At 72.5% G+C, this 22,663-nt stretch carries 19 protein-coding genes; 10 read left to right on the top strand and 9 right to left on the bottom strand.

Features of this window, described 5'->3' with window-relative positions:
* Positions 1–88 precede the first annotated feature (88 nt).
* Positions 89–1,081 (bottom strand): phosphotransferase, encoded by a 993-nt coding sequence (locus DS079_RS01205; protein WP_126984490.1) that lies wholly within the window; start codon positions 1,079–1,081, stop codon positions 89–91.
* A 49-nt stretch (positions 1,082–1,130) separates the two neighbouring features.
* Between DS079_RS01205 and nudC the strand changes: the two genes are divergently transcribed.
* From nudC to DS079_RS01190, 3 genes are all read left to right on the top strand, one after another.
* Complete coding sequence (gene nudC / locus DS079_RS01200; protein WP_126984489.1) at positions 1,131–2,048, top strand: NAD(+) diphosphatase; 918 nt, start codon at positions 1,131–1,133, stop codon at positions 2,046–2,048.
* Positions 2,049–2,317: 269 nt separating this feature from the next.
* Complete coding sequence (locus DS079_RS01195) at positions 2,318–4,447, top strand: ATP-dependent DNA helicase UvrD2 (protein WP_126984488.1); 2,130 nt, start codon at positions 2,318–2,320, stop codon at positions 4,445–4,447.
* Positions 4,448–4,768: 321 nt separating this feature from the next.
* On the top strand, positions 4,769–5,068 hold the full coding sequence (locus DS079_RS01190) for a WhiB family transcriptional regulator (protein WP_050815754.1): 300 nt from the start codon (positions 4,769–4,771) through the stop codon (positions 5,066–5,068).
* A gap of 149 nt (positions 5,069–5,217) precedes the next feature.
* Here the strand turns inward: DS079_RS01190 and DS079_RS01185 are convergent, their stop codons facing one another.
* Complete coding sequence (locus DS079_RS01185; RefSeq protein WP_010551122.1) at positions 5,218–5,376, bottom strand: DUF5679 domain-containing protein; 159 nt, start codon at positions 5,374–5,376, stop codon at positions 5,218–5,220.
* Positions 5,377–5,928: 552 nt separating this feature from the next.
* Here DS079_RS01185 and DS079_RS01180 point away from each other — a divergent pair.
* A complete protein-coding gene (locus DS079_RS01180) occupies positions 5,929–6,519 on the top strand; it encodes a M48 family metallopeptidase (RefSeq protein ID WP_126984487.1) in 591 nt (196 codons plus the stop codon).
* 91 nt (positions 6,520–6,610) lie between these two features.
* Here the strand turns inward: DS079_RS01180 and DS079_RS01175 are convergent, their stop codons facing one another.
* Together DS079_RS01175 and DS079_RS01170 are read right to left on the bottom strand one after the other, a co-directional pair.
* A complete protein-coding gene (locus DS079_RS01175) occupies positions 6,611–7,303 on the bottom strand; it encodes an NUDIX hydrolase (protein WP_126984486.1) in 693 nt (230 codons plus the stop codon).
* Entirely contained in the window at positions 7,293–8,906 is a 1,614-nt protein-coding gene (locus DS079_RS01170) for a zinc-dependent metalloprotease (RefSeq protein ID WP_126984485.1), read from the bottom strand. Before DS079_RS01170 ends, DS079_RS01175 begins: the two co-directional genes overlap by 11 nt.
* Before the next feature lie 83 nt (positions 8,907–8,989).
* On the opposite strand from DS079_RS01170, the gene DS079_RS01165 reads away from it, so the two are divergent.
* The 3 genes from DS079_RS01165 to ettA all read left to right on the top strand — a co-directional run bounded on the left by DS079_RS01165 (position 8,990) and on the right by ettA (position 12,664).
* On the top strand, positions 8,990–10,129 hold the full coding sequence (locus DS079_RS01165; protein WP_126984484.1) for a YlbL family protein: 1,140 nt from the start codon (positions 8,990–8,992) through the stop codon (positions 10,127–10,129).
* The gene (locus DS079_RS01160) at positions 10,126–10,818 is read left to right on the top strand and encodes an HAD family hydrolase (RefSeq protein WP_126984483.1); all 693 of its coding nucleotides are present in this window, start codon (positions 10,126–10,128) and stop codon (positions 10,816–10,818) included. Before DS079_RS01165 ends, DS079_RS01160 begins: the two co-directional genes overlap by 4 nt.
* A gap of 163 nt (positions 10,819–10,981) precedes the next feature.
* A complete protein-coding gene (ettA, locus tag DS079_RS01155; RefSeq protein WP_126984482.1) occupies positions 10,982–12,664 on the top strand; it encodes an energy-dependent translational throttle protein EttA in 1,683 nt (560 codons plus the stop codon).
* Positions 12,665–12,813: 149 nt separating this feature from the next.
* On the opposite strand, the gene DS079_RS01150 is transcribed toward ettA, so the two are convergent.
* Positions 12,814–14,337, bottom strand: a complete 1,524-nt coding sequence (locus DS079_RS01150; protein ID WP_126984481.1) for a hypothetical protein — start codon at positions 14,335–14,337, stop codon at positions 12,814–12,816.
* 310 nt (positions 14,338–14,647) lie between these two features.
* Here DS079_RS01150 and glgP point away from each other — a divergent pair, with 310 nt between their 5' ends.
* Together glgP and DS079_RS01140 are read left to right on the top strand one after the other, a co-directional pair.
* Positions 14,648–17,212, top strand: a complete 2,565-nt coding sequence (gene glgP / locus DS079_RS01145; RefSeq protein ID WP_126984480.1) for an alpha-glucan family phosphorylase — start codon at positions 14,648–14,650, stop codon at positions 17,210–17,212.
* Positions 17,213–17,253: 41 nt separating this feature from the next.
* Complete coding sequence (locus DS079_RS01140; protein WP_126984479.1) at positions 17,254–18,573, top strand: extracellular solute-binding protein; 1,320 nt, start codon at positions 17,254–17,256, stop codon at positions 18,571–18,573.
* A gap of 66 nt (positions 18,574–18,639) precedes the next feature.
* Here DS079_RS01140 and DS079_RS01135 read toward each other — a convergent pair whose 3' ends face one another.
* Complete coding sequence (locus DS079_RS01135; RefSeq protein WP_126984478.1) at positions 18,640–19,575, bottom strand: acyl-CoA thioesterase; 936 nt, start codon at positions 19,573–19,575, stop codon at positions 18,640–18,642.
* Positions 19,576–19,628: 53 nt separating this feature from the next.
* Between DS079_RS01135 and DS079_RS01130 the strand changes: the two genes are divergently transcribed.
* A complete protein-coding gene (locus DS079_RS01130; RefSeq protein ID WP_126984477.1) occupies positions 19,629–20,159 on the top strand; it encodes an acyl-CoA thioesterase in 531 nt (176 codons plus the stop codon).
* Positions 20,160–20,178: 19 nt separating this feature from the next.
* On the opposite strand, the gene DS079_RS01125 is transcribed toward DS079_RS01130, so the two are convergent.
* The 3 genes from DS079_RS01125 to DS079_RS01110 form a co-directional block, all read right to left on the bottom strand.
* Entirely contained in the window at positions 20,179–20,478 is a 300-nt protein-coding gene (locus DS079_RS01125; protein ID WP_126984476.1) for a hypothetical protein, read from the bottom strand.
* A gap of 681 nt (positions 20,479–21,159) precedes the next feature.
* Positions 21,160–21,612 carry a globin gene (locus DS079_RS01115; RefSeq protein WP_126984474.1) on the bottom strand — a complete coding sequence of 151 codons (453 nt, stop codon included), beginning with the start codon at positions 21,610–21,612 and terminating at the stop codon, positions 21,160–21,162.
* 34 nt (positions 21,613–21,646) lie between these two features.
* Positions 21,647–22,597 carry a mechanosensitive ion channel family protein gene (locus tag DS079_RS01110; protein WP_126984473.1) on the bottom strand — a complete coding sequence of 317 codons (951 nt, stop codon included), beginning with the start codon at positions 22,595–22,597 and terminating at the stop codon, positions 21,647–21,649.
* Between the last annotated feature and the right edge of the window lie 66 nt (positions 22,598–22,663).

Genomic DNA, 22,663 nt, shown 5'->3' with positions numbered 1-22,663 from the left:
CGCGGGTGAGCTGGTGCCGCCACGGGCTCATGCCGCCCGGGTCGGCGGCCGCCGGGAGAATCGGGTCGGTGAAGGCGCTGAGCCCTGCTCAGGCCTCCGAGCGCGCGGCGTCGGCGGACCGCCCGCCGTCCTCGTTCGCGCTCATCTCGTCGTAGGCGCGCTCGGCCTCCTCGCGCGCGATCTGCGCGAGGTCCGCGTCGAGATCGGCGATCATGCCGCGGGCGTCGGCGACGATGTCCTCGTCCTCGATCTCCAGGCCGTGCTCGAGCCACTCCGCGACCGCGAACTCGCCCAGCGCCTGCGCCCGCTCCATCAGCCGGGGATGGCTCGAGGTGGGCAGCTCCTCGCGGTACGCGGCGTACAGCGTGTCGAAACGCTCCGGGGCCAGCGACGAGATCAACCAGGCCAGATCCGTCGCGGGATCGCCGACGAGCGAGGAGGACCAGTCCCGCACTGCGCTGAGGCGCCGGCCCGAGACGAACAGGCTCTCCTCGGACAGGTCCCCGTGGATGAACTGGGGGGTGAAGTCCCACAGCTCCTGATCGGCCAGCAGCGCGTCCCAGCGCTGCGCGACCGCGGCGGGCAGGTGCCCGGCGGCGTGGACCTTGTCGATCCGGGCACGGTGGCGGGCGTGCAGCACCTCCGGGGTGAAGGACTCCACCCCGGCGGACTCCGCCGCGTAGCGGGGCACGGTGTGGATCCGGGCGAGGACCTCGCCGAGGGAGCGGGCGAGCTCCTCGCTGTCCTGCAGGTCGTCGAGCATGAGCGGCCTGCCGACGGGGGCCTCGGTCACCGCGCTGCGCCCGCCCTCGGGGAGCTTGACGTAGCCGAGCACGGGCGGGACCACGGCCTTCAGCGGGGTCCCGGTGAGGGCATCGGCGACGCGCAGATCGCGCTCGAGACGGATCCCGGCGGCCATGGTGGCGGGGGAGTGGACCAGCACTCGGCGGCCGTCCTCCGCGACCACTCCGGCGACGTCGAGATCCTCGACCGGGGTGGCGATGGAGGAGGTCCGCACCGGGGCCAGCCCGGGGACCGCCGCCGCGGCGAGGGCAGCCATGGAGTAGGAGTTGCGATGCACGCGTCCACCGTACCCGCCCCGACCCCGCGCGCCGGTTAGGCTCGAGGCCATGCCGACGCTCCGTGGACCGCATCTCAGCACGCCCCTGACCCTCCTGGGCTCCGACCGCGACGCGCTGCTGCGCGGCGAGGACGGGGTGCTCGCCCCCGGCGAGGACGCCCGCTATCTCGTCACCCGCGCCGGGGCGGTCGCCCTGACCGAGGACGAGGACGGCACGCTGCACGCCGTGCTGGAGACCGAGGACCCCCGCGGCGGCACCACCCAGCCGCTGGTGCTGCTGGGCCGACGCGACGGCGTGCGGGTGCTCGCCGTGGAGATCCCCGAGCCGAGCCCCGAGCTCGACGACCCCGGCCGTGATCTGCGCGACCTCCGGCGCGTCGCGGACCGTCTGGCCGACGCGGACGCCGACCTCGCCGCGGCCGCGGTCGCGATGGGCGCCTGGCACCGCTCGATGCGGCACTGCCCACTGTGCGGCGGGCTGCTCGAGCCCGAGATGGCCGGCTGGGTGCTGCGCTGCCGCGAGGACGGCGTCGAGCAGTTCCCCCGCACCGACCCGGCCGTGATCATGGCCGTGCGCGACGGCCAGGACCGCCTGCTGCTGGCCCGCAACGCACACTTCCGCGGCCGCTTCCATTCGGTGCTCGCCGGCTTCGTCGAGCCCGGCGAGAGCCTCGAGAACGCCGTCGCCCGGGAGGTCGCCGAGGAGGTGGGCGTGGCCGTCACCGAGGTCGAGTACATGGGCAGCCAGCCCTGGCCCTTCCCGCGCTCGCTCATGCTCGGCTACCGCGCCTGGGCGCCGGAGGCCGGCGAGCTCACCCTCCAGGACGAGGAGATCGCCGAGGCGCGCTGGTTCAGCCGCGAGGAGCTCGCCGCCGCGCTCGCGGCCGACGAGATCGAGCTGCCCGGCCCCGCCTCGATGGGCCGCGCCCTGATCGACGACTGGTACGGCCGCTCCGCCGAGGCCTGAGCGGCGCTCGCCGGCCCGGGTCGACCTGAGGGTTCCTGATCGACCTGCTGCCCTCGGCTCGGCATCAGCGAGGGCAAAGGTCAGGTGATGGCGCGTGGCGTGCCACTACGCCTATATGGGCATAGAGGCACGCCACGCGCCATCACCCGTGAGGTGCCCGGCCGAGACTGCCCCGGCCGCCCGTGCCCTGACGCCCCGGCGGGGTGTGAGGCACCCGCCGTCCACAGCACCCCGTGGAGCGTCGCACCGCCCTGGCAGGATGGAGAGCGATGACCGACCAGACCGCCGCCCCCGACGCCACCGCCCGCTCCGCCCCGCCAGATGCGGAGTCGCTCCTCGCCGCGCTCGACCCCGAGCAGCGCGAGGTGGCGGGCAGCTTCGGCACGCCGCTGTGCGTGCTCGCCGGCGCCGGCACCGGCAAGACCCGCGCGATCACCCACCGCATCGCCTACGGGGTCGCCACCGGTCAGCTGAACCCCCGCCACGTCCTCGCCGTCACCTTCACCGCGAAGGCCGCCGCCGAGATGCGCTCGCGCCTGCGGGACCTCGGAGTGCCCGCCGTGCAGGCCCGCACCTTCCACTCCGCCGCGCTGCGCCAGCTGCGCCACTTCTGGCCCCGCGTCGTCGGCGGGCCGATGCCCGACATCATCGCCAGCAAGTACGCCGGGGTGGGCGAGGCCTGCTCCCGCCTGCACCTCAGCGTGGACAGGGCGGCGCTGCGCGACATCGTCGCCGAGGTCGAGTGGTCGCGGGTGTCGATGCTGACCCCCGAGACCTATCCGGACGCGGCCGCGCAGACGCGCCGCCCGGGCGTGGCCGGCTTCGACTCCCGCTCCATCTCCCGCATCCTCACCCAGTACGAGGAGGTGAAGAAGGAGCACAACGTCATCGACTTCGAGGACGTGCTGCTGCACATGGTCGGCTTCCTCACCGAGCGCGGCGACGTCGCCCGCGAGGTCCGCTCCCAGTACAAGCACTTCGTCGTCGACGAGTACCAGGACGTCTCCGCCCTGCAGCACGCGCTGCTGCGGCTGTGGCTGGGCACCTCCGACGACCTGTGCGTGGTGGGCGACGCCGCCCAGACCATCTACACCTTCGCCGGCGCCCGCGCCTCCTACCTCCTGGACTTCCGCAGCGAGTTCAAGCGCGCCCGCACCATCCGCCTCGAGCGCAACTACCGCTCCACCCCCGAGATCGTGCGCATGGCCAACACCGTCCTCGACGGCGCGCAGGGCCGCACCCGCGCGGGCCGCCTCACCCTCGTCTCCCAGCGCGATGCCGGGCCGCCGCCGCTGGTGGAGTCCTTCCCCGACGACGCCGCCGAGGCCGACGGGATCGCCGACCGCATCGGCGCGCTGATCGCCGAGGGCCGCACCGCCTCCGAGATCGCGATCCTGTTCCGCACCAACAGCCAGTCCGAGGCGTTCGAGCAGGCGCTCACCGCCCGCGGGATCGGCTACCTGGTGCGCGGCGGGGACCGCTTCTTCGAACGGCAGGAGGTGCGGCGCGCGATGGTGTCCCTGCGCGCCGCGACCCGCGTCGAGCAGCTCGACCCGGCCCGCGCCGTCCGCGACGTCCTCTCCCAGCAGGGCTGGTCCGAGCAGGCCCCGGACACCACCGGCGCGATCCGCGACCGCTGGGACTCGCTGAACGCCCTCGTCGGCCTCACCGACACCATCACCGCCCGGCCCGGCGCGACCATGGCCGACGTGGTCCGAGAGCTCGAGGAGCGGGCCGAGTCGCAGGCCGCGCCCGTCGTCGACGGCGTCACCCTCGCCTCCGTCCACGCCGCCAAGGGCCTGGAGTGGCCGGTCGTGTTCGTGGTCGGCGCGAGCGACGGGCTGCTGCCGATCTCCATGGCCAAGACCCCGGCCGAGGTCGAGGAGGAGCGGCGACTGTTCTACGTCGCCCTCACCCGCGCCCGCGACCTGCTCACCGTCAGCTGGGCCGCGGCCCGCACCCCCGGCGCCCGCGGCTCCCGCAAGCCCTCCCGCTTCCTCGACGGGGTGCTCGCCCACCCCGACTCCCCGCGCACCGCGCCCGGCCCCGGACCTCGCCGCACCGGCCGACGCTCCGCGACCGTCTACTCCGAGTGCCGGGTGTGCGGGCAGGGCCTCGTCTCCGCCGCCGAGCAGCGGCGCGGCCGCCATGACGGCTGCCCCTCCACCGCCGGGCCCGAGCTGCTCGCCGAGCTGCGCAGCTGGCGGCGCGAGGAGTCCGGTCGGCGCGGCGTCCCCGCCTACGCCGTGCTCACCGATGCCGCCCTCGAGGCCGTCGCCGAGCGTGCGCCCCGCACCGAGGAGGAGCTGCTGGCCGTGCCCGGGATCGGCCCCGCGAAGGTCTCCTCGTACGGCGCCGCGCTGCTGCAGATCCTCGCCGGACCCTCCGAGAAGGACTGAAACCGCAGGTCAAAAAATACTTCTGCATTCGCCGGGACGGGTGTAGAGTCGTCCACGTCAATCGTTCGGGTCGTGAGCCGGGAAGCCGGGGCACGCGCACAGAAAGGGGGTGGGTCTCGTGATCGTTCTCAGGAATCTGGCAGGAGCTGGCCTGCGCCCCCTCGGCGCGCCCGCTCTTCTGCCGCGCGAACGGGGCTATGCCCCCGCGGTGCTCCGCCTGAGCTGACGAGGTCCACCCTCGCTGCACGGGGCGGCACCGGCGCCGCCCCCTCCCGCCCCTCCCGGGGCCGTCCTTCCCGACGACGTCGAAGCAGCGAGACGATGACTTCTCTACTGACCACTTTCCTGAACCCTGCGGACGCCTCCGCAGACATGCTGCCGTGCCACGACGCGGACGCGGCCGACCTCTTCTTCTCCGAGCGCCCCGCCGACCTCGAGCAGGCCAAGCTCCTGTGCGCCGACTGCCCCCTGATCCAGGAGTGCCGCCAGGGCGCTCTGGACCGGGGCGAGCCCTGGGGCGTCTGGGGAGGCGCGATCTTCCAGGACGGCCGCATCATCGCCGTCAAGCGCGGCCGCGGCCGCCCGCGGAAGAATCCGCTCCCCGACGCCGACGCGGCATGAGCGCGCCCGCGACGGGCGAGGGGACGACGAAGGGCGGGGCACCGATGGTGCCCCGCCCTTCGCGGTCTGTGGAGGCACAGCCTCGCAGTACGTCGATCAGCAGTGTTCGCTGCCTGATCTCCTACCGCTCGTGCCTCGCAGTACGTCGATCAGGCCTTGCCGAGGATCCGGTTCAGCTTGGTGCCGCACTCCGGGCACACGGCCTTGGCCATGCGACGACCGTTGGAGACGACGACGTTGCCCTCGGCCTCCCGCTTCTCGCGGCACTTGACGCAGTAGAACTCTCCGGCATAGGTCTCGTCGGCCATATCCGCTCCTCGTGGGTTCGTGAGTGATGAACATTCACCGGCGCACGACTCTCGCCGCGGACCGGGACCGGACCACTGTAGCGGGGGGCGCACATGCGCACGAATCAGGAACGGCCGCGGCGCGGCGCAGAAGAGGAGTGATCCGATCTGACCGGCCCGTCGTGCGCTTCGGGAGACTGGGGGCTCCGGGGGAGCCGAGGAAGTGCGCACGACGAGCCGATATCGGCGGCCCGACGGCAGCGTGAGGCCGACCTGGGCCGTAGGACCCCGGGGGCGCTCAGCACCACGCGCACCTTCCCCGTGTGCGTCCTGCTAGTTATCCCGGGGTCCTACGTGCAGGGAAACCTAGCCCCTGCGGACCGGGCGGGTCAAAGACGGACCGGGGACCGACTGTGGACAACCGGCCCCATCCTGTGGACAGCCGGCCCCACCCGGTGTGAACACTGTGGAGGAACCGTCATCGTCCCCGGTCACGACGTTCTGACCGGCCGGTTCGCAGTGCACAGCTGTGGACGAAAAAACTTCGCCTGCCGAGCGTGCCAGGCTTGCCCCATGAATGATCTGGTCCACCATGAGCAGCTGAGCGGGCCCCGCGGCGAGCGGGTGCTCGTGCGGCGCAGCGCACGCCGGCGCCGCACCGTGTCCATCACGAGGCGCGACGGCGACATCGTGGTCGCGATCCCCGCCTCCTTCAGCGCCCGCCAGGAGCGGGACTGGGCACGGAAGATGGTCGACCAGATGGTCGCGCGGGAGGCGCGCAGCACCCCCGCGAGGCGCAGCGATGCAGAGCTGATGGGGATGGCGCGCGAGGTCAGTGAAGCTCATCTCGGTGGCCGGGCCCACCCCGCCTCGGTGACGTGGTCCACACGCCAGAACACCCGCTGGGGCTCGTGCACCCCGGCCGACGGCACGATCCGGCTCTCGCACCACCTGCAGGGCATGCCGGACTACGTGGTGCGCTCGGTGATGATGCACGAGCTGGTGCACCTGCTCGTGCCCGGCCACGGGCCCGAGTTCAAGGCCCTCATGGCCGCCTACCCGCAGGCGGAGAAGGCGCAGGGATTCCTCGACGGGGTCTCCTGGGCGAAGAACATGCCGCCGCTGGACGGCGACGACGTCGAGGAGGCCGCCGGGGAGTCCTGAGCGCGGCCGGGGCGGGCGGGGCTGCGCGCGCGGAGGCCGTCGAGCACAGGACGGCGCCGGACCGCTCGGCGCTGGAGCTCAGCGCAGGAGCTCAGCGCAGCAGCGTCGCGAAGCGCTCCGCGAGGGCATCCAGCGCGGCGGGCAGGTCCGGGACCACGCCCTCCGGCAGAAGCTTCGCTGCTGAGCCCGCCAGGGGCGAGCGCGCTGGCCAGGGGAACCACTTCACGTCCCCCGACTCCTCGCTCGCCGTGAGCGGCATCTCGGCGGCCGGGCGCGGGGCGCGCAGCAGGTACTGCACGTCCCAGTGCTCCTGGCAGCGGCCGAAGGCGGCGTCCAGCCCGTGACGGTGGAGCATCGCCGGGCCCTCGCCGACGCGCTCGAGTCCTGACAGGCCGATCTCCTCGGCGACCTCGCGCCGCGCCGCCTGCTCGAGGCTCGTCTCGCCGTCCTCGAGATGACCGCCGGGCTGGACCCAGAAGCGGCCCTTGAGATGCCAGACGAGCGCCACGTGCTCGCCCGGCGCATCGGTCACGATCGCGCTCGCGGTGAGATGGCGCGGCCCGCCGTCGCGATACAGGGCGCGCGGCACGCCCGTCAGCAGGTCGAGGAACTCCCGGGCGAGGTCGGGCGTCGAGGCCGCGCCCTCGAGCGCGAGGGCGAGCTCTGCCGCCGCCGGCTCGGGCGCGGCCGACGACGTCGGGGCGCTCACGGGCGGCTCGGCGGCAGGAGCCCCGTCCGCCACCGGCGAGGCGTCCGCGGTGCCGTCGTCCACCTCAGCGGGCATCGCCCGCCGGGCCGTTCCCGTCCTGGTCGGTGCCGGACCCGTCGGAGTCGCCGCTGTCCGAACCTCCGTCGTCGGTGCCTCCGTCGCCCGGGTCCTCGTCGTCCTCGCGCAGCCGGCCCTGCTCGTCCTCGCGGGGCGCGTCGTCCACGCCCTCGCCGGACAGCAGCTTCTCGAGCTCCGCGTCGAAGTCGACGGGGATGGTGACGTCGGCGAGCTCCTCCGCGCCCTCCGCCGGGGCGGCGGCATCGGTCCTCGGCGCCTGCGGCGTGCCCGAGAGCACCTCCGCCGTGGGCAGCAGGTCGGGGTGGTCCCACTTCGCCTCGCGGCCGGTCTCGCCCTCGGTGGCCAGCACGGACTCCCACCAGGACAGCGCCTCGCGCACGCGGCGCGGCCGCATCTCGATGCCGATGGTCTTCGAGAGCATCTGCTCTGCCGGGCTGCCGGCCGCGCGGCGGCGGCGCAGCACCTCGCGCAGCGCCTCGAGGTCCGGCAGCTTGCCGGTCAGCGCCTTGGTGGTGACGTGGTCGACCCACGCCTCGATCAGTGCGAGGGTGGTCGCGAGCTCCTCGAGGGCACGCTCCTGCGAGGCGCGGCGCGTGAAGACGAACATCTCCTCGGGCCGGCGCGCCTGCATCGACTGCGGGTCCGAGAGGTCCAGGTCCCGCACCATCTCGTCGAGCGCGTCGAGATCCAGGGTGATCCCGCGGGAGTAGTCCTCGATCGCGGAGAACAGGGCGCGGCCCAGCCACGGCGCGGCGGTGAACAGGGCGGTGTGCGCGATCTCGCGGGAGGCGAGGAAGATCCGCGTCGCCGCCGGGTCGAGGGAGTGCGCGGAGATGAGGTCCTCGACGTTCGCGGCGACCAGCGCCGGCTCGCCGTCGCGGCCGAGCGGCAGCCCCAGGTCCGTGGTGCCGGAGATCTCCCGGGCCAGCGCCCCGATCGCGTGGCCGAACTGGACGCCGAACATCGTCCCGCCGATGCGCTCCATCATCCCGGCCGGATCGCCGCCGCCGGGCATCTGCATCCCGGCCGCGCCCATCGCGCCGAGATCGCCCATCTGCCCCATCTGCGCGCTGATCGCCTCGCCGATGGCGCCGGCCATGTACTTCGCGACCGGCTCCACGATCGGCTTCCAGCGCGGCAGGGTGCGCGCGAGCCAGGTGCCGCGGCTGTACACCTGCAGCTCCGCGGTGGGCACGTCGATCGCGAGCACCGGGTCCAGCCAGAGCCGCGCGACCTGCGCCGCCTGGCGCAGCTCGGCGACCTGCTCGGCCGACGGGCTCGGATCGCCCGGTGTGCCGGACGGCGTCTCGACTCCCGGCAGGGTCACCTGGCCGGCGGCGGTGCGACGCGCGAGGTCCTCCGCCATCTGCCAGTTCACGGGGCTGTCGCCCTGGGCGGCGAAGAGGTGCTGCATCTGGGCGGCGGCCGCGCGCAGCTGCGCGGGGTCCTGGGGGAGGTTCGCCTGCTGCGCGAGGGCGGAGAGGTCCAGCCCGTCCAGCGCTCCCTCGGGGAGCGCGTCCCCGAAGGTCTCCTTCAGAAAGCGCTTCAGCGCCTCCTCGTCCATGTCACCGGGTCCACCCGGGATCGGGGCATCGCTCATGGCCACCTCCTGCGGTCCGTGGGGTCCCCAGGGTACCGACCGCACCCCGGCAGCGCGCTGACCGTCCCGCCCGGTGCGGCACAATGGGCCGGGTGACCGACGACCCCACGCCCCCTGCCCGCCGCCGTGGGGTGCGCGCGGCGGCCGCGCGCGCGATCGACGACGCGCAGCTCGCCCGGCCCCGGCTCGCCCTGACGATGCTCGTGCTGCTGTGCGCGATGATCCTCGGCGGCTCCCTGCTCCCCGTGCCCTACGTCATCGAGCGGCCCGGCCCCGCCATCGACGTGCTCGGCGAGTGGGAGGACGAGGAGATCCTCGTCATCGACGGCGCCGAGACCCACCCCACCGACGGCTCGCTCATGATGACCACGGTCTCCGTCGACGGCGGGCCCGGCTACCGGGTGACCCCCGTCGAGGTCGTCGCCGCCTGGTTCGACCGCTCCAAGATGGTGCTGCCGCGCGAGGCGGTATTCCCCGACGGGCAGACCCGTGAGCAGACCACCCTGACCAACACCGCCGCGATGAGCACCTCCCAGCAGGACGCCGTCGCGGTCGCCCTGGACGAGCTCGACATCGAGTACCGCGACGTCGTGATGATCGCGGGCGTCCAGGAGGACGGCGCCGCGGCCGGCACCCTCGAGGGCGGCGACGTGATCGTCTCCGTCGGCGGGCGGACCGCCGGCGACGTGCAGGGCTATCGCGACCTCATCGCCTCCGTCCCCGAGGGCGAGGACGTGGAGATGACCGTGCGCCGCGACGGCGAGGAGAAGGACCTCCAGGTCCCCACCGAGCTCGTCGACGGCACGTCGCGGATGGGGGTGATCCTCGCCGAGGGCCACGAGTTCCCGCTCGACATCGACATCGCCGTCGGCGACGTCGGCGGCCCGAGCGCGGGGCTGATCTTCTCCCTGTCCGTCTACGACGAGCTGACCGAGGGGGCCCTCACCGGCGGGCACGCCATCGCCGGGACCGGCACCATCGCCGAGGACGGCACCGTCGGCTCCATCGGCGGGATCCGCCAGAAGATGGTCGGCGCGGAGGAGTCCGACGCCGAGTTCTTCCTGGCCCCCTCCGCGAACTGCGAGGAGGTCGTCGGCTACGAGCCCGACGGCCTCGAGGTCGTCGCCGTCGGCACCTTCGAGGAGGCCCTCGAGGCGACGACCACCATCGCCGAGACCGGCACCGTCGAAGGACTCCCCACCTGTGAGGACGTGACCCCATGAGCAAGAAGAACCGCCGACGCGCCCCGCAGCGCCCCACCGTCGTCTTCGACTTCGGCGGCGTGCTGAGCGCCGGCCACGACCCGGTCCCCGACATCCACGCGCTGCTCGGCGGGGACGCCGGGGCCGTCGGCGAGGCGCTGTGGACCGAGCGCGGCGACTACGACGCCGGCCGCACGAGCCCTGCCGAGTACTGGGGCGCGGTCGCCCGCGCCGCCGGCGTGGAGGAGCTCTCCGCTGCGGAGATCGACGAGCTGCAGGACGCCGACAACCGCTACTTCCTGCGCCTGGAGCCCGATTCCCGCGCGCTGCTGCACGACCTCGCCCGCAACGACGTGCGCATGGCGCTGCTGTCCAACGCCTCGGCCGCCTTCGGCGAGGCGGTGCGGAAGGCCGACTGGTTCGAGGCCTTCACCCTCGCGGTGATCTCCGCCGAGGAGCGCACCGTGAAGCCCGAGCGCGAGATCTACGAGGTCCTGCTCGACGTGCTGGCGCACGAGACCGGGGGAGTGCGGCTCCCCTCGGCGGTGATCTTCTTCGACGACCGCGCGGAGAACGTCGAGGCCGCACGGTCGCTCGGCATCGACGCGCATCTCTGGCCCCGTAACGGCGATCCGCACCCCGAGGGCGCCGAGCCCGGCGTGAGCATCGCCCGGCGGGTGCTCGCCGAGCGCGGCGTCCCGACGGACTGACCCGGATCGATCTGCACCGGGTCGGCTCGAGCCGTGCCCGGGCGGGTCGCGCCGAGTGCCGGCGGGGTAGAGTCGGTCATCGCGACGACTCCCGTGCGGCACCGCCCTGCGGCGCGCCGGTGAGAGACCAGCACTCCGACCGCTCTCCGACAAGGACACCACATTGGCAGAGTTCATCTACACGATGTACAAGGCCCGCAAGGCCGTGGGCGACAAGGTCATCCTCGATGACGTCTCCATGAGCTTCTACCCGGGCGCGAAGATCGGCATGGTCGGCCCCAACGGCGCCGGCAAGTCGACGATCCTGAAGATCATGGCCGGCCTGGACCAGCCCTCCAACGGCGAGGCGCGCCTCAGCCCCGGCTACAGCGTCGGCATCCTGCTGCAGGAGCCGCCGCTGGACGAGTCCAAGACCGTCCTGGAGAACGTCCAGGAGGGCATGGGCGAGCTGTTCAAGAAGGTCCAGCGCTTCAACGCCATCGGCGAGGAGATGGCCGAGCCCGACGCGGACTTCGACGCGCTGATGGAGGAGATGGGCAAGCTCCAGACCGAGATCGACGCCCAGAACGGCTGGGACCTCGACTCGCAGCTCGAGCAGGCGATGGACGCGCTGCGCTGCCCGCCCGGCGACGAGCCCGTCACCCACCTCTCCGGCGGCGAGCGCCGTCGCGTGGCGCTGTGCAAGCTGCTGCTGGAGAAGCCCGACCTGCTGCTGCTGGACGAGCCCACCAACCACCTCGACGCCGAGAGCGTGCTCTGGCTCGAGCAGCACCTCCAGCAGTACGAGGGCGCCGTCATCGCCGTCACCCACGACCGCTACTTCCTCGACCACGTCGCCGAGTGGATCGCCGAGGTCGACCGCGGCCACCTCTACCCCTACGAGGGCAACTACTCCACCTATCTGCAGAAGAAGGAGGAGCGCCTCCAGGTCCAGGGCAAGAAGGACCAGAAGCTCGCCAGGCGCCTCAAGGAGGAGCTGGACTGGGTCCGCTCCAACGCCAAGGGCCGCCAGGCGAAGTCCAAGGCGCGTCTTGCCCGCTACGAGGAGATGGCCGCGGAGGCCGAGAAGACCCGCAAGCTCGACTTCGAGGAGATCACGATCCCGCCGGGCCCGCGGCTGGGCAACCAAGTGATCGAGGCGAAGGACCTCAAGAAGGGCTTCGGGGACCGTCTGCTCATCGACGGGCTCTCCTTCTCCCTGCCGCCGAACGGCATCGTGGGCGTCATCGGCCCCAACGGCGTCGGCAAGACCACGCTGTTCAAGACCATCGTGGGCCTGGAGCCGCTGGACGGCGGCGATCTGAAGATCGGCCAGAGCGTCAAGATCAGCTACGTCGACCAGAACCGCGAGAACATCGACCCGAACAAGAACCTGTGGGAGGTGGTCTCCGACGGCCTCGACTTCATCCAGGTCGGCAAGGTCGAGATCCCCTCGCGCGCCTACGTCAGCCAGTTCGGCTTCAAGGGCCCTGACCAGCAGAAGAAGGCCGGAGTGCTCTCCGGCGGCGAGCGCAACCGCCTGAACCTCGCGCTCACCCTCAAGCAGGGCGGCAACGTGCTGCTCCTGGACGAGCCGACGAACGACCTGGACGTGCAGACCCTCGGCTCGCTCGAGAACGCGCTGCTGGAGTTCCCCGGCTGCGCCGTGGTCGTCTCGCACGACCGCTGGTTCCTGGACCGCGTGGCGACCCACATCCTCGCCTACGAGGGCACCGAGGAGAACCCGGCGAACTGGTACTGGTTCGAGGGCAACTTCGAGTCCTACCAGGAGAACAAGGTCGCCCGTCTGGGCGAGGAGGCCGCGCGCCCGCACCGCGTGACCTACCGCCGCCTGACCCGCGACTGAGGTCCGGGCCGGGAGCACCGGTCCAGACGACGCAAGGGGCCGATCACCGCGAGGTGATCGGCCCCTTGCGTCGTCCCGGCATCGTCCCTGCCGGCCGGAAGAGCGGGCGCCGACGCCGGGCCGCGGTCCGCGCCCGACGAGCGCCTCGCTCAGATGCCGCTGATCCCGGGGTCGAGCGTCGCCACCACTCGCGGGGAGGGGGAACCGGAGCCGCTGCCCGGCGCCATCTCCCGCGTGACCAGCAAACGATCGGCGGTCCCGTCGGTGGTGAACGCGACCTCGCCGTCGCGGGAGAGGTCCAGCACGCCCAGGCTCCGCGCGACCCCGTCGGTCTCGCCCCACAGCTCGAGCACCTCGCCCTCCCAGCCGGCGACGCCCTCGGCGCGCAGCGCCACGCCGTCCTCCGCGATCACCGCCTGCCAGGTGCCGTTGTCGCTCAGCCCGGGCACGAGCTGCGCCTCGGGGGAGAGGGAGAGCGTCGCCCAGGTGTCGGTGAACTCCTCGGCCTCGGCGAGATCGCCGCGGGTGGTCACCAGCAGCCCGCCCAGCACCAGGGCGGTCACCGCCAGGAGCGCGGCGAGCGTGCGGGAGATCCAGGGGATGCGGCGCGTCCCGGCGCGGGCCTGCTGTCGGCGCCGGCGGCGTGCACGACGTCCGCGCTCCGCCTCGTCGCCGGGACGGAAGGCGAAGGAGGGGGCGGCGTCCGGGGCGGCCTGCTCACCGCCGGAGGGGACGGGGGTCGGGGCCGACGGGGCCGACACCCCGGCCCCGGGCGCCGCGGCCGGTGCGGCGCCGGGACGGGCGGGCGGCCCCACCACGCGGCGCTGCGAGTCCGTGCCCAGCACCGGGGTCGCGTAGTCGCCGCTGTAGGCCACCTCGGGCTCCGGGGCGGGGACCGGCTCCGGGGCGAAGCCCTCGAGGACGGCCACGTGCAGGTCCCGCGAGGGCGGGACGGCGGTCAGGAGCGTCAGCCGCGCCGCCGCCTCGATCGCGTGGCGGTGCACGCCCGCGGTCTCGGGACCTCGCGCGATCTCCTTCAGCCGTGCCCGCTCCGAGGGGTCCGCGAGGGCCAGGGCGTCCAGGGCGGCCAGGGCCCGCAGCTCCGGGTCCTCCGGGCCGCCGAGGGGCACGAGCGCGTCGAGGACCTGGGAGAGGGCGGTCGCGGCACCCGGCCGCTCGGCCCCCGTCGCCGCGAAGCGGCCCTGCGCTGCGGACTCGACGAGGGCGCGCTGCGGCAGCGGGAGGCCGAGCAGGACCCGCAGAACGTCCACCTCCCGTCGGTCGCGGGTGCGGTCGTTCGCGGCGGCGGGGGAGACCAGCGAGCGGACGTCGCCGCTGGGACGGGTCGCGAGCGCCGCGCGTCGGGCCCTGTCCAGCACCGCCGCCTCGCCGGGCAGCCCGCTCGCGGCGAGCTCGGCGGCATCGCGCAGGCACGAGCGCAGCACGCTGACGGTGAGCGCCGAGGCGCGGGCGGCGGAGCCGGTCACGTGGACCGCGAGACCGTGGATCCGCGGACCGAGCACGTCCAGCAGCGCACCGGCTGCGCGACGGTCCCCACCCGCGGTGCGCCGCAGGAGGGTCCGCACCGGATCGAGCCGCTCCCCGAGGTCGATCGTGTCCTCCGGGATCCCGGGAAGATCCATGACGTCCCCGGTCGCTGCCTCGCTGACCATCCGGGCCCCTCCATGCGCTGTGCTCTCGTCGACGGCACCGCCCCCACGGTGCCGCTCCCCATTGTGGCAGGCAGGAGCGCCGCCTCGGGCGCAGAGCGCACGGAACGGGGACGAGTGGGGGAGGAAGGGGGGAGCGGCGCTCGCTGAAAGTTCTTGCAAGAGGGTTGACGGATCGTGACGGCCACTCGCGCGGATGAACGGGAGATGTTCCAACAGCGCTGGTGAAGGTCCAGAAATTCCCTCGGACTTCGGTGATCCGACACGCAAGTCCACTGCAAGAAGAAGGCCCGGCTCAGGTATCTTGGGGGCCATGAAGCCGATCTCCACGATCACCGTCGCCTCCGAGCTCCCGGACGCCCTCGCCCCCCTGCGCGATCTCGCGCTGAACCTGCGCTGGTCCTGGCGTCGACAGACCGTCGACCTGTTCCGCAGCCTGGATCCGCAGGTCTTCGTCGACAGCGGCGAGAACCCCTTCGCGATGCTGCCCATGGTGCCCGCCGGGCGCCTGGCCGAGGCGGCGCGGGACGAGTCCTTCCTCGCACGGATGCGCTCCGAGGTCGGGGACCTGCGCACCTATCTCGACTCCGGTCGTTGGTTCCAGCGCACCGTCCCGGGCGAGCAGGGCACCGGCCAGGGCTCCTCGATCGCGTACTTCTCCATGGAGTTCGGGATCACCCCCACCCTGCCGATCTACTCCGGCGGCCTCGGCATCCTCGCCGGCGACCACCTGAAGTCCGCCTCGGACCTCGGCGTCCCCCTGACCGCCATCGGCCTGCTCTACCAGTGGGGCTACTTCTCCCAGTCCCTGGACCGCAGCGGCTGGCAGCAGGAGGAGTACCGCCTCAACGACCCCGCCGACCTCCCCGTCGAGCCCGTCCTCGAGCAGGACGGCACCCAGCTCACCGTCCGCGTCACCCTCCCGGGCGGCCGTGACGTCGAGATCGCCGTGTGGAAGGCCCAGGTGGGCCGGGTCGCGCTGCTGCTGCTGGACACGAACGTCGAGGGCAACGACGAGTCCGCCCGCCAGATCACCGACCGCCTCTACGGCGGCGACCACGAGCACCGCATCGTCCAGGAGATCGTCCTGGGCATCGGCGGCGTCCGCGCCGTGCAGGAGTACGCCCGCGTCACCGGCGGACCGGCCCCCACCGTCTTCCACCTCAACGAGGGCCACGCCGGGTTCTCCGGGCTGGAGCGCGTGGGTCGCCTGATCGAGGGCGGCGCCGGGTTCTCCGAGGCCGTCGCCGAGGTGCGCGCCGGCACCGTCTTCACCACCCACACCCCGGTCCCCGCCGGCATCGACCGCTTCGACGCCTCGCAGCTGCGCGGCTACCTCGACGCCGACGAGAACGGGCTCTCCCGCCTGATCCCCTCCCTCCCGGTCGAGGCCGCGCTCGCGCTCGGCATCGAGGAGGGCGGCGACATCTTCAACATGGCCCAGCTCGGCTTCCGCATCGCCCAGCGCTCCAACGGCGTCGCGAAGCTCCACGGCGCCGTCTCCCGCGGGATGTTCCAGAACCTGTATCCGGGCTTCGACGTGCCCGAGGTCCCGATCGGCTCGGTCACCAACGGCGTGCACCGCCGCACCTGGACCTCCGCCCACATGGACGACCTGTACAAGAAGGCGCTCGGCGACGTCGACATCTCCTCCATGTCGGACTGGAGCGCGCTGTCGGCCCTCACCGACCACGAGCTCACCTCCACCCGGGACGCGCTGCGCGCAGACCTCGTGGCGATGGCGCGCAAGCACGTGAAGGACTCCTGGCTGCGCCGCGGGGCCGACGAGGCCGAGCTCGCCTGGACCGACCACATCCTCGACCCGGGCGTCCTGACCATCGGCTTCGCCCGCCGCGTCTCGACCTACAAGCGGCTGACGCTGATGCTCTCCGATCCCGAGCGTCTCAAGCGGATCCTGCTGGACGAGGAGCGCCCGGTCCAGATCGTCGTGGCCGGCAAGTCCCACCCGGCCGACCGCCCCGGCAAGGAGTTCCTCCAGCAGCTGGTGCAGTTCGCCGACGACCACGGCGTGCGCCACCGGATCGTCTTCCTGCCCGACTACGACATCCGCATGGCCTCGGTGCTGATCGCCGGCGCCGACGTGTGGCTGAACAACCCCGTCCGTCCCGAGGAGGCCTCCGGCACCTCGGGCATGAAGGCCGTGCTCAACGGCGGTCTGACCTTCTCGATCTCCGACGGCTGGTGGGACGAGATGAAGGACGACGCGGCCGGGTGGACGATCCCGACCGCGGACGTCGCCGACCAGGTCGAGCGCGACCGGATCGAGGCCGGGGCGCTGTACGAGATCCTCGAGCAGGAGATCGCGCCGCTGTTCTACGAGCGCGACGCGCGCGGGATGCAGCGCGGCTGGATGACGAAGGTCCGCTCCTCCCTGGTGCGGATCGCCCCGCAGATCACCGCCGCCCGCATGGTGCGCGACTACGTCACCGAGCTCTACCTCCCGGCCTCCCGCGCCGCGGGCGCCTTCGCTGCGGATCCCGTGCTGGCCGGGGCGTTCACCGAGTGGAAGGCCCGTGTGGGCCAGGTGTGGTCGCAGATCGCCGTGCGCGATGTGCGCCTCGAGGGCACGACCGAGGACCGGGTGGCGACCGGCGCCGAGGTCACCCTCTCGGCCGAGGTCGACCTCGCCGGCCTCGCGGACGAGGACGTGCTGGTCGAGGCGGTCCTGGGAGAGGTCGCCGACGGGGATGAGATCATCGATCCGCAGCTGATCCCGCTGCGACGCGGGGACGACGGGCGCTTCGCCGCTCGCTTCGCCCTCGCCGTCCCCGGCCGGGTGGGCTGCACCGTGCGGGTCACCCCGCAGCATCCGGTGCTGTCCTCCCGCGCCGAGCTCGGGCTGGTGACCACCGCCTGAGGCTCACCGCCCGACGCACCCGTCAGAGAGGCCTCGAACCCGTGCCGACCCGTCGACAGCTCCTGCTCACCGCCGCCGCGACGGGACTGGTCGGGGTCGGGGCCCTCTCCGGCTGCTCCCGCGGCGCCCCTGCCGAGCTCGAGGACGGCGACCGGCTGCGGATGCGCGTGTGGAGCGAGGCGGCCGGCGCCGCCTACGAGGAGTCGCTGGCCGCGTTTACCGCGGACAGCGGCATCGAGGTCGAGCTCGAGGTGCTGAGCTGGGACGACTACTGGACCCAGCTGCCGCTCGACGTCGCCGGCGGCACCCTGCCCGACGTGCTGTGGATGAACACCGCCCATCTCGCCGAGACCCAGGCCGCAGAGGTGCTGCTGGACGTCGGCGAGATCGTCGGGGGCGACAGCTCCGCCTGGGAGCAGGTCGCCACCGACCTCCACCGGATCGACGAGACGCTGTGGGGCGTGCCCCAGTACTACGACCAGAGCCTGCTGATCGCGAACCAGGGCCTCGTCGCCGCCGCGGGCGGGGACGCCTCCGCGCTGGTCTTCGACCCCGGCGCGGGCTCCGATCCGCTGCGGGAGCTCGCCACCGCCCTCACCGCCGACGGGGAGGGCCGCCATCCCGGCGACGAGGGCTTCGACCCCGCCGCCCGCACCACCCACGGCTTCAGCGCCCATCCCGACCGCTCCTCGGTGCTCGGCCCGTTCCTCGCCGGGCAGGGCGGGGCCTGGCAGGACGAGGAGGGCGCCGTCACCCTCGCCACCGAGCAGGGCGTCGCCGCGATCCAGTACCTCGCCGACCTCGCCTCCTCCCATCTCGCGCCCGCCGCGGCCGAGACCGTCGAGGAGCCCGGCCGCTGCCTGGACCTCTTCGTCGGCGGGCGGCTGGGGCTGCTGCAGACCGGCACCTACGACCTCCACACCCTGGCCGAGGAGATCGACGGCGCCTTCGAGTGGACCCTGCACCCGGTGGTCGCGGGGCCCGAGGGCGCCCGTCCGCTGGTGCACTCCGTCGCGGCCGCCGGCGTCGATCCCGACGACGAGGACCGCGCCGCGGCGATCGGGAGGCTGCTGGGCTGGCTCGGCTCGGTCGAGGGCCAGCGCCCGCTGGCCGAGAACCGCCTCGGGATCCCCGCGCACCGCGACCTGCGCGGCGCGTGGGAGGAGAGCTGGGCGGGCGTCGGCGTGGACGTCTCCGCGGTGGAGGTGCCGCAGGACCCGGCCCTCCCCGAGCACGGGGCCCGCTCCGCGGAGGCGACCGGCGAGGCCCTCGCGATCATCGCCGAGGTGTTCCGTGGCGACACCACGGCGGAGGAGGCGCTGCCCCGCGCCCAGGAGGCCGCCCGCACGGTCATGTCCTGACCGGCGGCGGCCGCGCCGGATCACAGTCCCGCCGGATCACGACCCCGCCCGATCAGCCCCGGCGGATCAGCCGCGGCGCGGCGCGCGGATCATGCCCTCCTGCGTGACCGTCGCGACGAGCTCCCCGGACCGGTCGAAGATCTGCCCGTGGGTGAGACCGCGCCCGCCCGAGGCGGAGGGGGAGCGCTGGACGTACAGCAGCCACTCGTCGGCCCGCACGTGGCGGTGCCACCAGATCGCGTGATCGATGGTCGCCATCTTCAGGCCGGGCGTCATCCAGCTCAGGCCCTGCTTGCGCAGGATCGGCTCGAAGGGTGTGTAGTCGCTGGCGAAGGCGAGGATCGCGTCGTGCAGCAGCGGGTCCGCGTCCACCGGGGCGAGGGTGCGCATCCACACCATCTGCGCGTCGATCGTGCCGGCGTTCGCGTCGGGCCGCAGGTAGATCGGGTCGGTGACGTGGCGGATGTCGATCGGCCGCTGCGTGGACCAGTACTCGGCGACCGGGTGCTCGATGCCCGCGAGCACCTCGGCGGTCGTCGGCAGCCCCTCGGGGTCCGGGGCCTCGGGGGCGTGCTCGGCGTGCTCGAGCCCCTCCTGCTCCTCCTGGAACGAGGCGGTCATGGCGAGGATCGTGCGCTCGCCCTCCTCCTCGGTGCGGCCGGGCTGGGTCGCGAGCACGCGCCGGACGGAGAAGGAGCCGCCGTCGCGCAGCGCGTCGACCTCGAAGCGGATCGGGTGCGCGGGATCGCCCGGGGCGAGGAAGTAGGAGTACATCGAATGGATCCGACGGCCCTCCGGGACGGTGCGGCCCACCGCAGTGACGGCCTGGCCCATCACCTGGCCGCCGAAGACGTGACCGCCGGGCTGCGGGGAGGAGTCCCCCTCGTAGACGGCGATGGCGGTGGGGGAGGATGCCGCCCCCGCGGCATCGACGGGACGGAGGTCCAGCAGGTCGACGAGGCCCGCGGCGATGCGCGCGTGGTCGGGGTTCGAGGCGGTCATGCCCCGATCGTACTGGTCAGGCCGTGCCGGTCCGGCGAACTAGCATGAGCATCATGCAGTTCTCGATCACCACCGACGCCACACCCGAGCACCCCGCACCGCTGGACGTGCCCGTCCCCGTGCGCTGGACCGACCTCGACGCCTACGGGCACGTGAACAACGCCGCCATGGTGCGCCTGCTCGAGGAGGCCCGCATCGCGGCCTTCTGGCAGCCCGCGCCCGATCAGCTCGCGCTCGGGGCGCAGCAGCCGCCAGCCGCCCTGCCGGTCAGCGGCGCCGGTACCGAGGACACGGACATCGCCACGGTCATCGCTTCTCAGCGCATCGAGTACGTCCGTCAGCTCGGCCACCGCCGCGACGGCGTGGTGGTGCGGCTGTGGCTCTCCCGGATCGGCGGGGCGAGCCTGACCGCGGACTATCTCGTCCTCACCCGCGACGACCCCGAGGGGAGGGCGCCCTACGCCCGCGCCCGCACCGTCATGGTGCTGGTGGACGCGGAGACCGGCTCCCCGGTCCGCCTCGAGCAGGAGGCCCGCGAGTCGCTGCGCGCCTTCACGGACGAGCCGCTGACCTTCCGGGACTGACTTCGGTGGAGGCCACCTATCAGAGCCCCGCAGCCTGCAGCAGGCCCACACCGAGAACCTGCGCGCGCAGCGCCTGCATCCCTATGTACAGCGCGAAGCCGGTGCTCAGAAGAAGTGCCACGCCGAGTGCGGTATGTGCGAGCACCGCTCGCCTGCTCTTGGCAGGCGAGCGGTACCAGAAGATGCACGCCACGCCCGTCGCCAGCTGGAGTGCCGCGGACCACTGAAATCCGGGCGCCAGGCTCGGATCGCGGATCAGCTGGCAGAAGCTCACGGTGGAGATCAGTCCCAGAGGGATGAAGATCAACGCCGCGATCACCGGGAATCTTTTGGCCCGAGAGAGTCCGGCCCACCACCGTTCGAGACGGTGGCGCCTATCGGTATGCTGACCCTGTCGGGCAGGGGTGGATTCATTCATTTGCAGAGACGTCCCGCTTCCGTGATCATCGCTGAGGTGATGACGCGCGCTCCCGCCCCGACGAGCGATCCTGCAAGAGTCGGTGCGGCAGCGATCGTCGCAAGTGTCCACACGATGCCATTGGCATACCCTGCGTCGGAGAGAATGTTCTTGCATGTCTCGACGCTCACTCGCTGGGGTGAGATCGCGCCCGGCGTGGCAGCGGCCGCGTCCGAGGCGAGGTCCCTCAGGACGTCTTAGGGGACTGTCACCACTTCTCGATCTCCCCGAGTATTGGTGACGGTCAATGTCTGTGCGGCTGGGTCGAGCGTGAAGGTGACCACGGTGCCATCTTCTGCGGTAAGAGACTGCTGATATGAATCAGTTGCCGACGTCGACTCGATGGGATTCGCTGTTGCAGCTTTGCTGGTGTCGGCATGGGCTGACGTGAGACCGACGGTCATTGCAAGAATTGCGGTCGCAACCAGTGTGGTCGCTTTTGCAGCATTGCGGGTGTTCAAGTGGCCCTCTGATTCTCATGAAGAATGCTGTTCCCAGACGCTCTCATAGGCCGGGGGGGGGAAAGCAAACCATCGACCGTTCTCAGGCGAGCCGGTCGGGGACCTGCTGCCCGGCCGCGGGCGCCTCGCCGCCGTCGACGGTGTTGAGCATCGAGTGGGCGGCCCGTTCGAGGTAGTCCCACAGGGTCTGCTCGTGCAGCGGCGCGAGCTCGAGCTCGTCGACGGCCACGCGCATGTGGCGGAGCCAGGCGTCCCGCGCCGAGGGCGAGACGGGGAAGGGGGCGTGGCGGATCCGCAGCCGCGGATGCCCGCGCTCGGCGCCGTAGGTCTTCGGCCCGCCCCAGTACTGGGCGAGGAAGGTCTCCAGGCGGTGCTTCGCTCCGGTGAGGTCCTCCTCGGGGTACATCGGGCGCAGCAGCGGGTCCTCGGCGACGCCCTCGTAGAACCGCTCGACGAGCCGGGCGAAGGTCGGCGCGCCGCCGACGGCGTCGTAGAAGCTCTGCTGCTCGGGCGAGTGGCCTGCGGGAGTGGTCATGGTCATGCTCCGTCTCTTCGGGGGCGGGTGGGGGTCACTTACCCGCTTCGACGAAGCGAGGCAGGGCGAAGGCGACGTGGGCGGAGGCGAAGCCGGCACGGATCCGTGCCCGCAGCTCCCGTTCGACGCCCCACTGCTGACCGGGGACGGTCTGCACCACGACGCGGCGCTGGTAGCGGTTGCCGTCGACGTCGAGGATGCCGCTGATGTCCGCCGGGGCGAGGATCAGCTCCTTCCACTTCGGGTCGGACTTGAGATCGGCGGTGACCTGCTCGAGGATCCTCGTGACCGTCTCGTCGTCGGCGCCGGCGTCGATGTCGAGGGTGACCACGGCGTTGGAGAAGCCGCGCGCGTAGTTGCCCACGCGGATGATCTCGCCGTTGCGCACCGTCCACAGCACGCCGTCCACGCCGCGCACCTGGGTGGCGCGCAGGTTGATCGACTCGACGGTGCCCTCGGCGTACTCGAGGTCCACCCAGTCGCCGACGGCGACGATGTCCTCGAAGAGCATCACGATGCCCGCGACGACGTCCTTGATGATCGTCTGCGCGCCGATGCCGGCGGCGAGGCCGACCACGCCGAGGCTCGCGATGACCGGGGCGATGTTCACGCCGATCTCGGAGAGGATCATCATGAACGCGATCGCCCAGATCACGGCGCGGGCCACGTTCCGGGCCACGTTCGAGAGGGTCTCGGCGCGCTGCTCGCGACGTGCCTGGGCAGCCTTCTGCGAGCGGGGATCGCGCTTGATCACGGTGCCCGCCACGGTGGAGATCTTGGAGCCGGACTGCACCATCGTGGTGAAGAAGCGGCGCAGCAGCCAGCCGGCCACCAGACTGAGGACGGTGGCCGCCACGAGGATCACGACGATCTTCACGCCGCTGGTGGCGAGCCACTGGAGCAGCTGATCGGCGAGGCCCAGCGCCTCGTCGGTGGAGGGTGTCGCGAGCAGGGGACCGAGATCGGGAGGGAAGTCGTCAGGCATGTCCTCGACGATATCCTCGCCCCGCCGGGGCCGTCATGGCCCGGACGGGGCGAGGCTCGTCACCGT

It is taken from the genome of Brachybacterium paraconglomeratum (assembly GCF_003994255.1).
Lineage (GTDB): Bacteria > Actinomycetota > Actinomycetes > Actinomycetales > Dermabacteraceae > Brachybacterium > Brachybacterium conglomeratum.
Note: the sequence above shows the minus strand (reverse complement) of the source record. Positions and strands in the feature narration are given on the sequence as shown.

Bases quoted from the DNA above. Each gene is read 5' to 3' on its own strand.
- nudC (WP_126984489.1), top strand. From the start codon at position 1,131: ATGCCGACGCTCCGTGGACCGCATCTCAGCACGCCCCTGACCCTCCTG.
- DS079_RS01195 (WP_126984488.1), top strand. From the start codon at position 2,318: ATGACCGACCAGACCGCCGCCCCCGACGCCACCGCCCGCTCCGCCCCG.
- DS079_RS01190 (WP_050815754.1), top strand. From the start codon at position 4,769: ATGACTTCTCTACTGACCACTTTCCTGAACCCTGCGGACGCCTCCGCA.
- DS079_RS01185 (WP_010551122.1), bottom strand. From the start codon at position 5,376: ATGGCCGACGAGACCTATGCCGGAGAGTTCTACTGCGTCAAGTGCCGC.
- DS079_RS01180 (WP_126984487.1), top strand. From the start codon at position 5,929: ATGAATGATCTGGTCCACCATGAGCAGCTGAGCGGGCCCCGCGGCGAG.
- DS079_RS01175 (WP_126984486.1), bottom strand. From the start codon at position 7,303: ATGCCCGCTGAGGTGGACGACGGCACCGCGGACGCCTCGCCGGTGGCG.
- DS079_RS01170 (WP_126984485.1), bottom strand. From the start codon at position 8,906: ATGAGCGATGCCCCGATCCCGGGTGGACCCGGTGACATGGACGAGGAG.
- DS079_RS01165 (WP_126984484.1), top strand. From the start codon at position 8,990: ATGGGCCGGGTGACCGACGACCCCACGCCCCCTGCCCGCCGCCGTGGG.
- DS079_RS01160 (WP_126984483.1), top strand. From the start codon at position 10,126: ATGAGCAAGAAGAACCGCCGACGCGCCCCGCAGCGCCCCACCGTCGTC.
- DS079_RS01150 (WP_126984481.1), bottom strand. From the start codon at position 14,337: ATGGTCAGCGAGGCAGCGACCGGGGACGTCATGGATCTTCCCGGGATC.
- glgP (WP_126984480.1), top strand. From the start codon at position 14,648: ATGAAGCCGATCTCCACGATCACCGTCGCCTCCGAGCTCCCGGACGCC.
- DS079_RS01135 (WP_126984478.1), bottom strand. From the start codon at position 19,575: ATGACCGCCTCGAACCCCGACCACGCGCGCATCGCCGCGGGCCTCGTC.
- DS079_RS01130 (WP_126984477.1), top strand. From the start codon at position 19,629: ATGCAGTTCTCGATCACCACCGACGCCACACCCGAGCACCCCGCACCG.
- DS079_RS01115 (WP_126984474.1), bottom strand. From the start codon at position 21,612: ATGACCACTCCCGCAGGCCACTCGCCCGAGCAGCAGAGCTTCTACGAC.
- DS079_RS01110 (WP_126984473.1), bottom strand. From the start codon at position 22,597: ATGCCTGACGACTTCCCTCCCGATCTCGGTCCCCTGCTCGCGACACCC.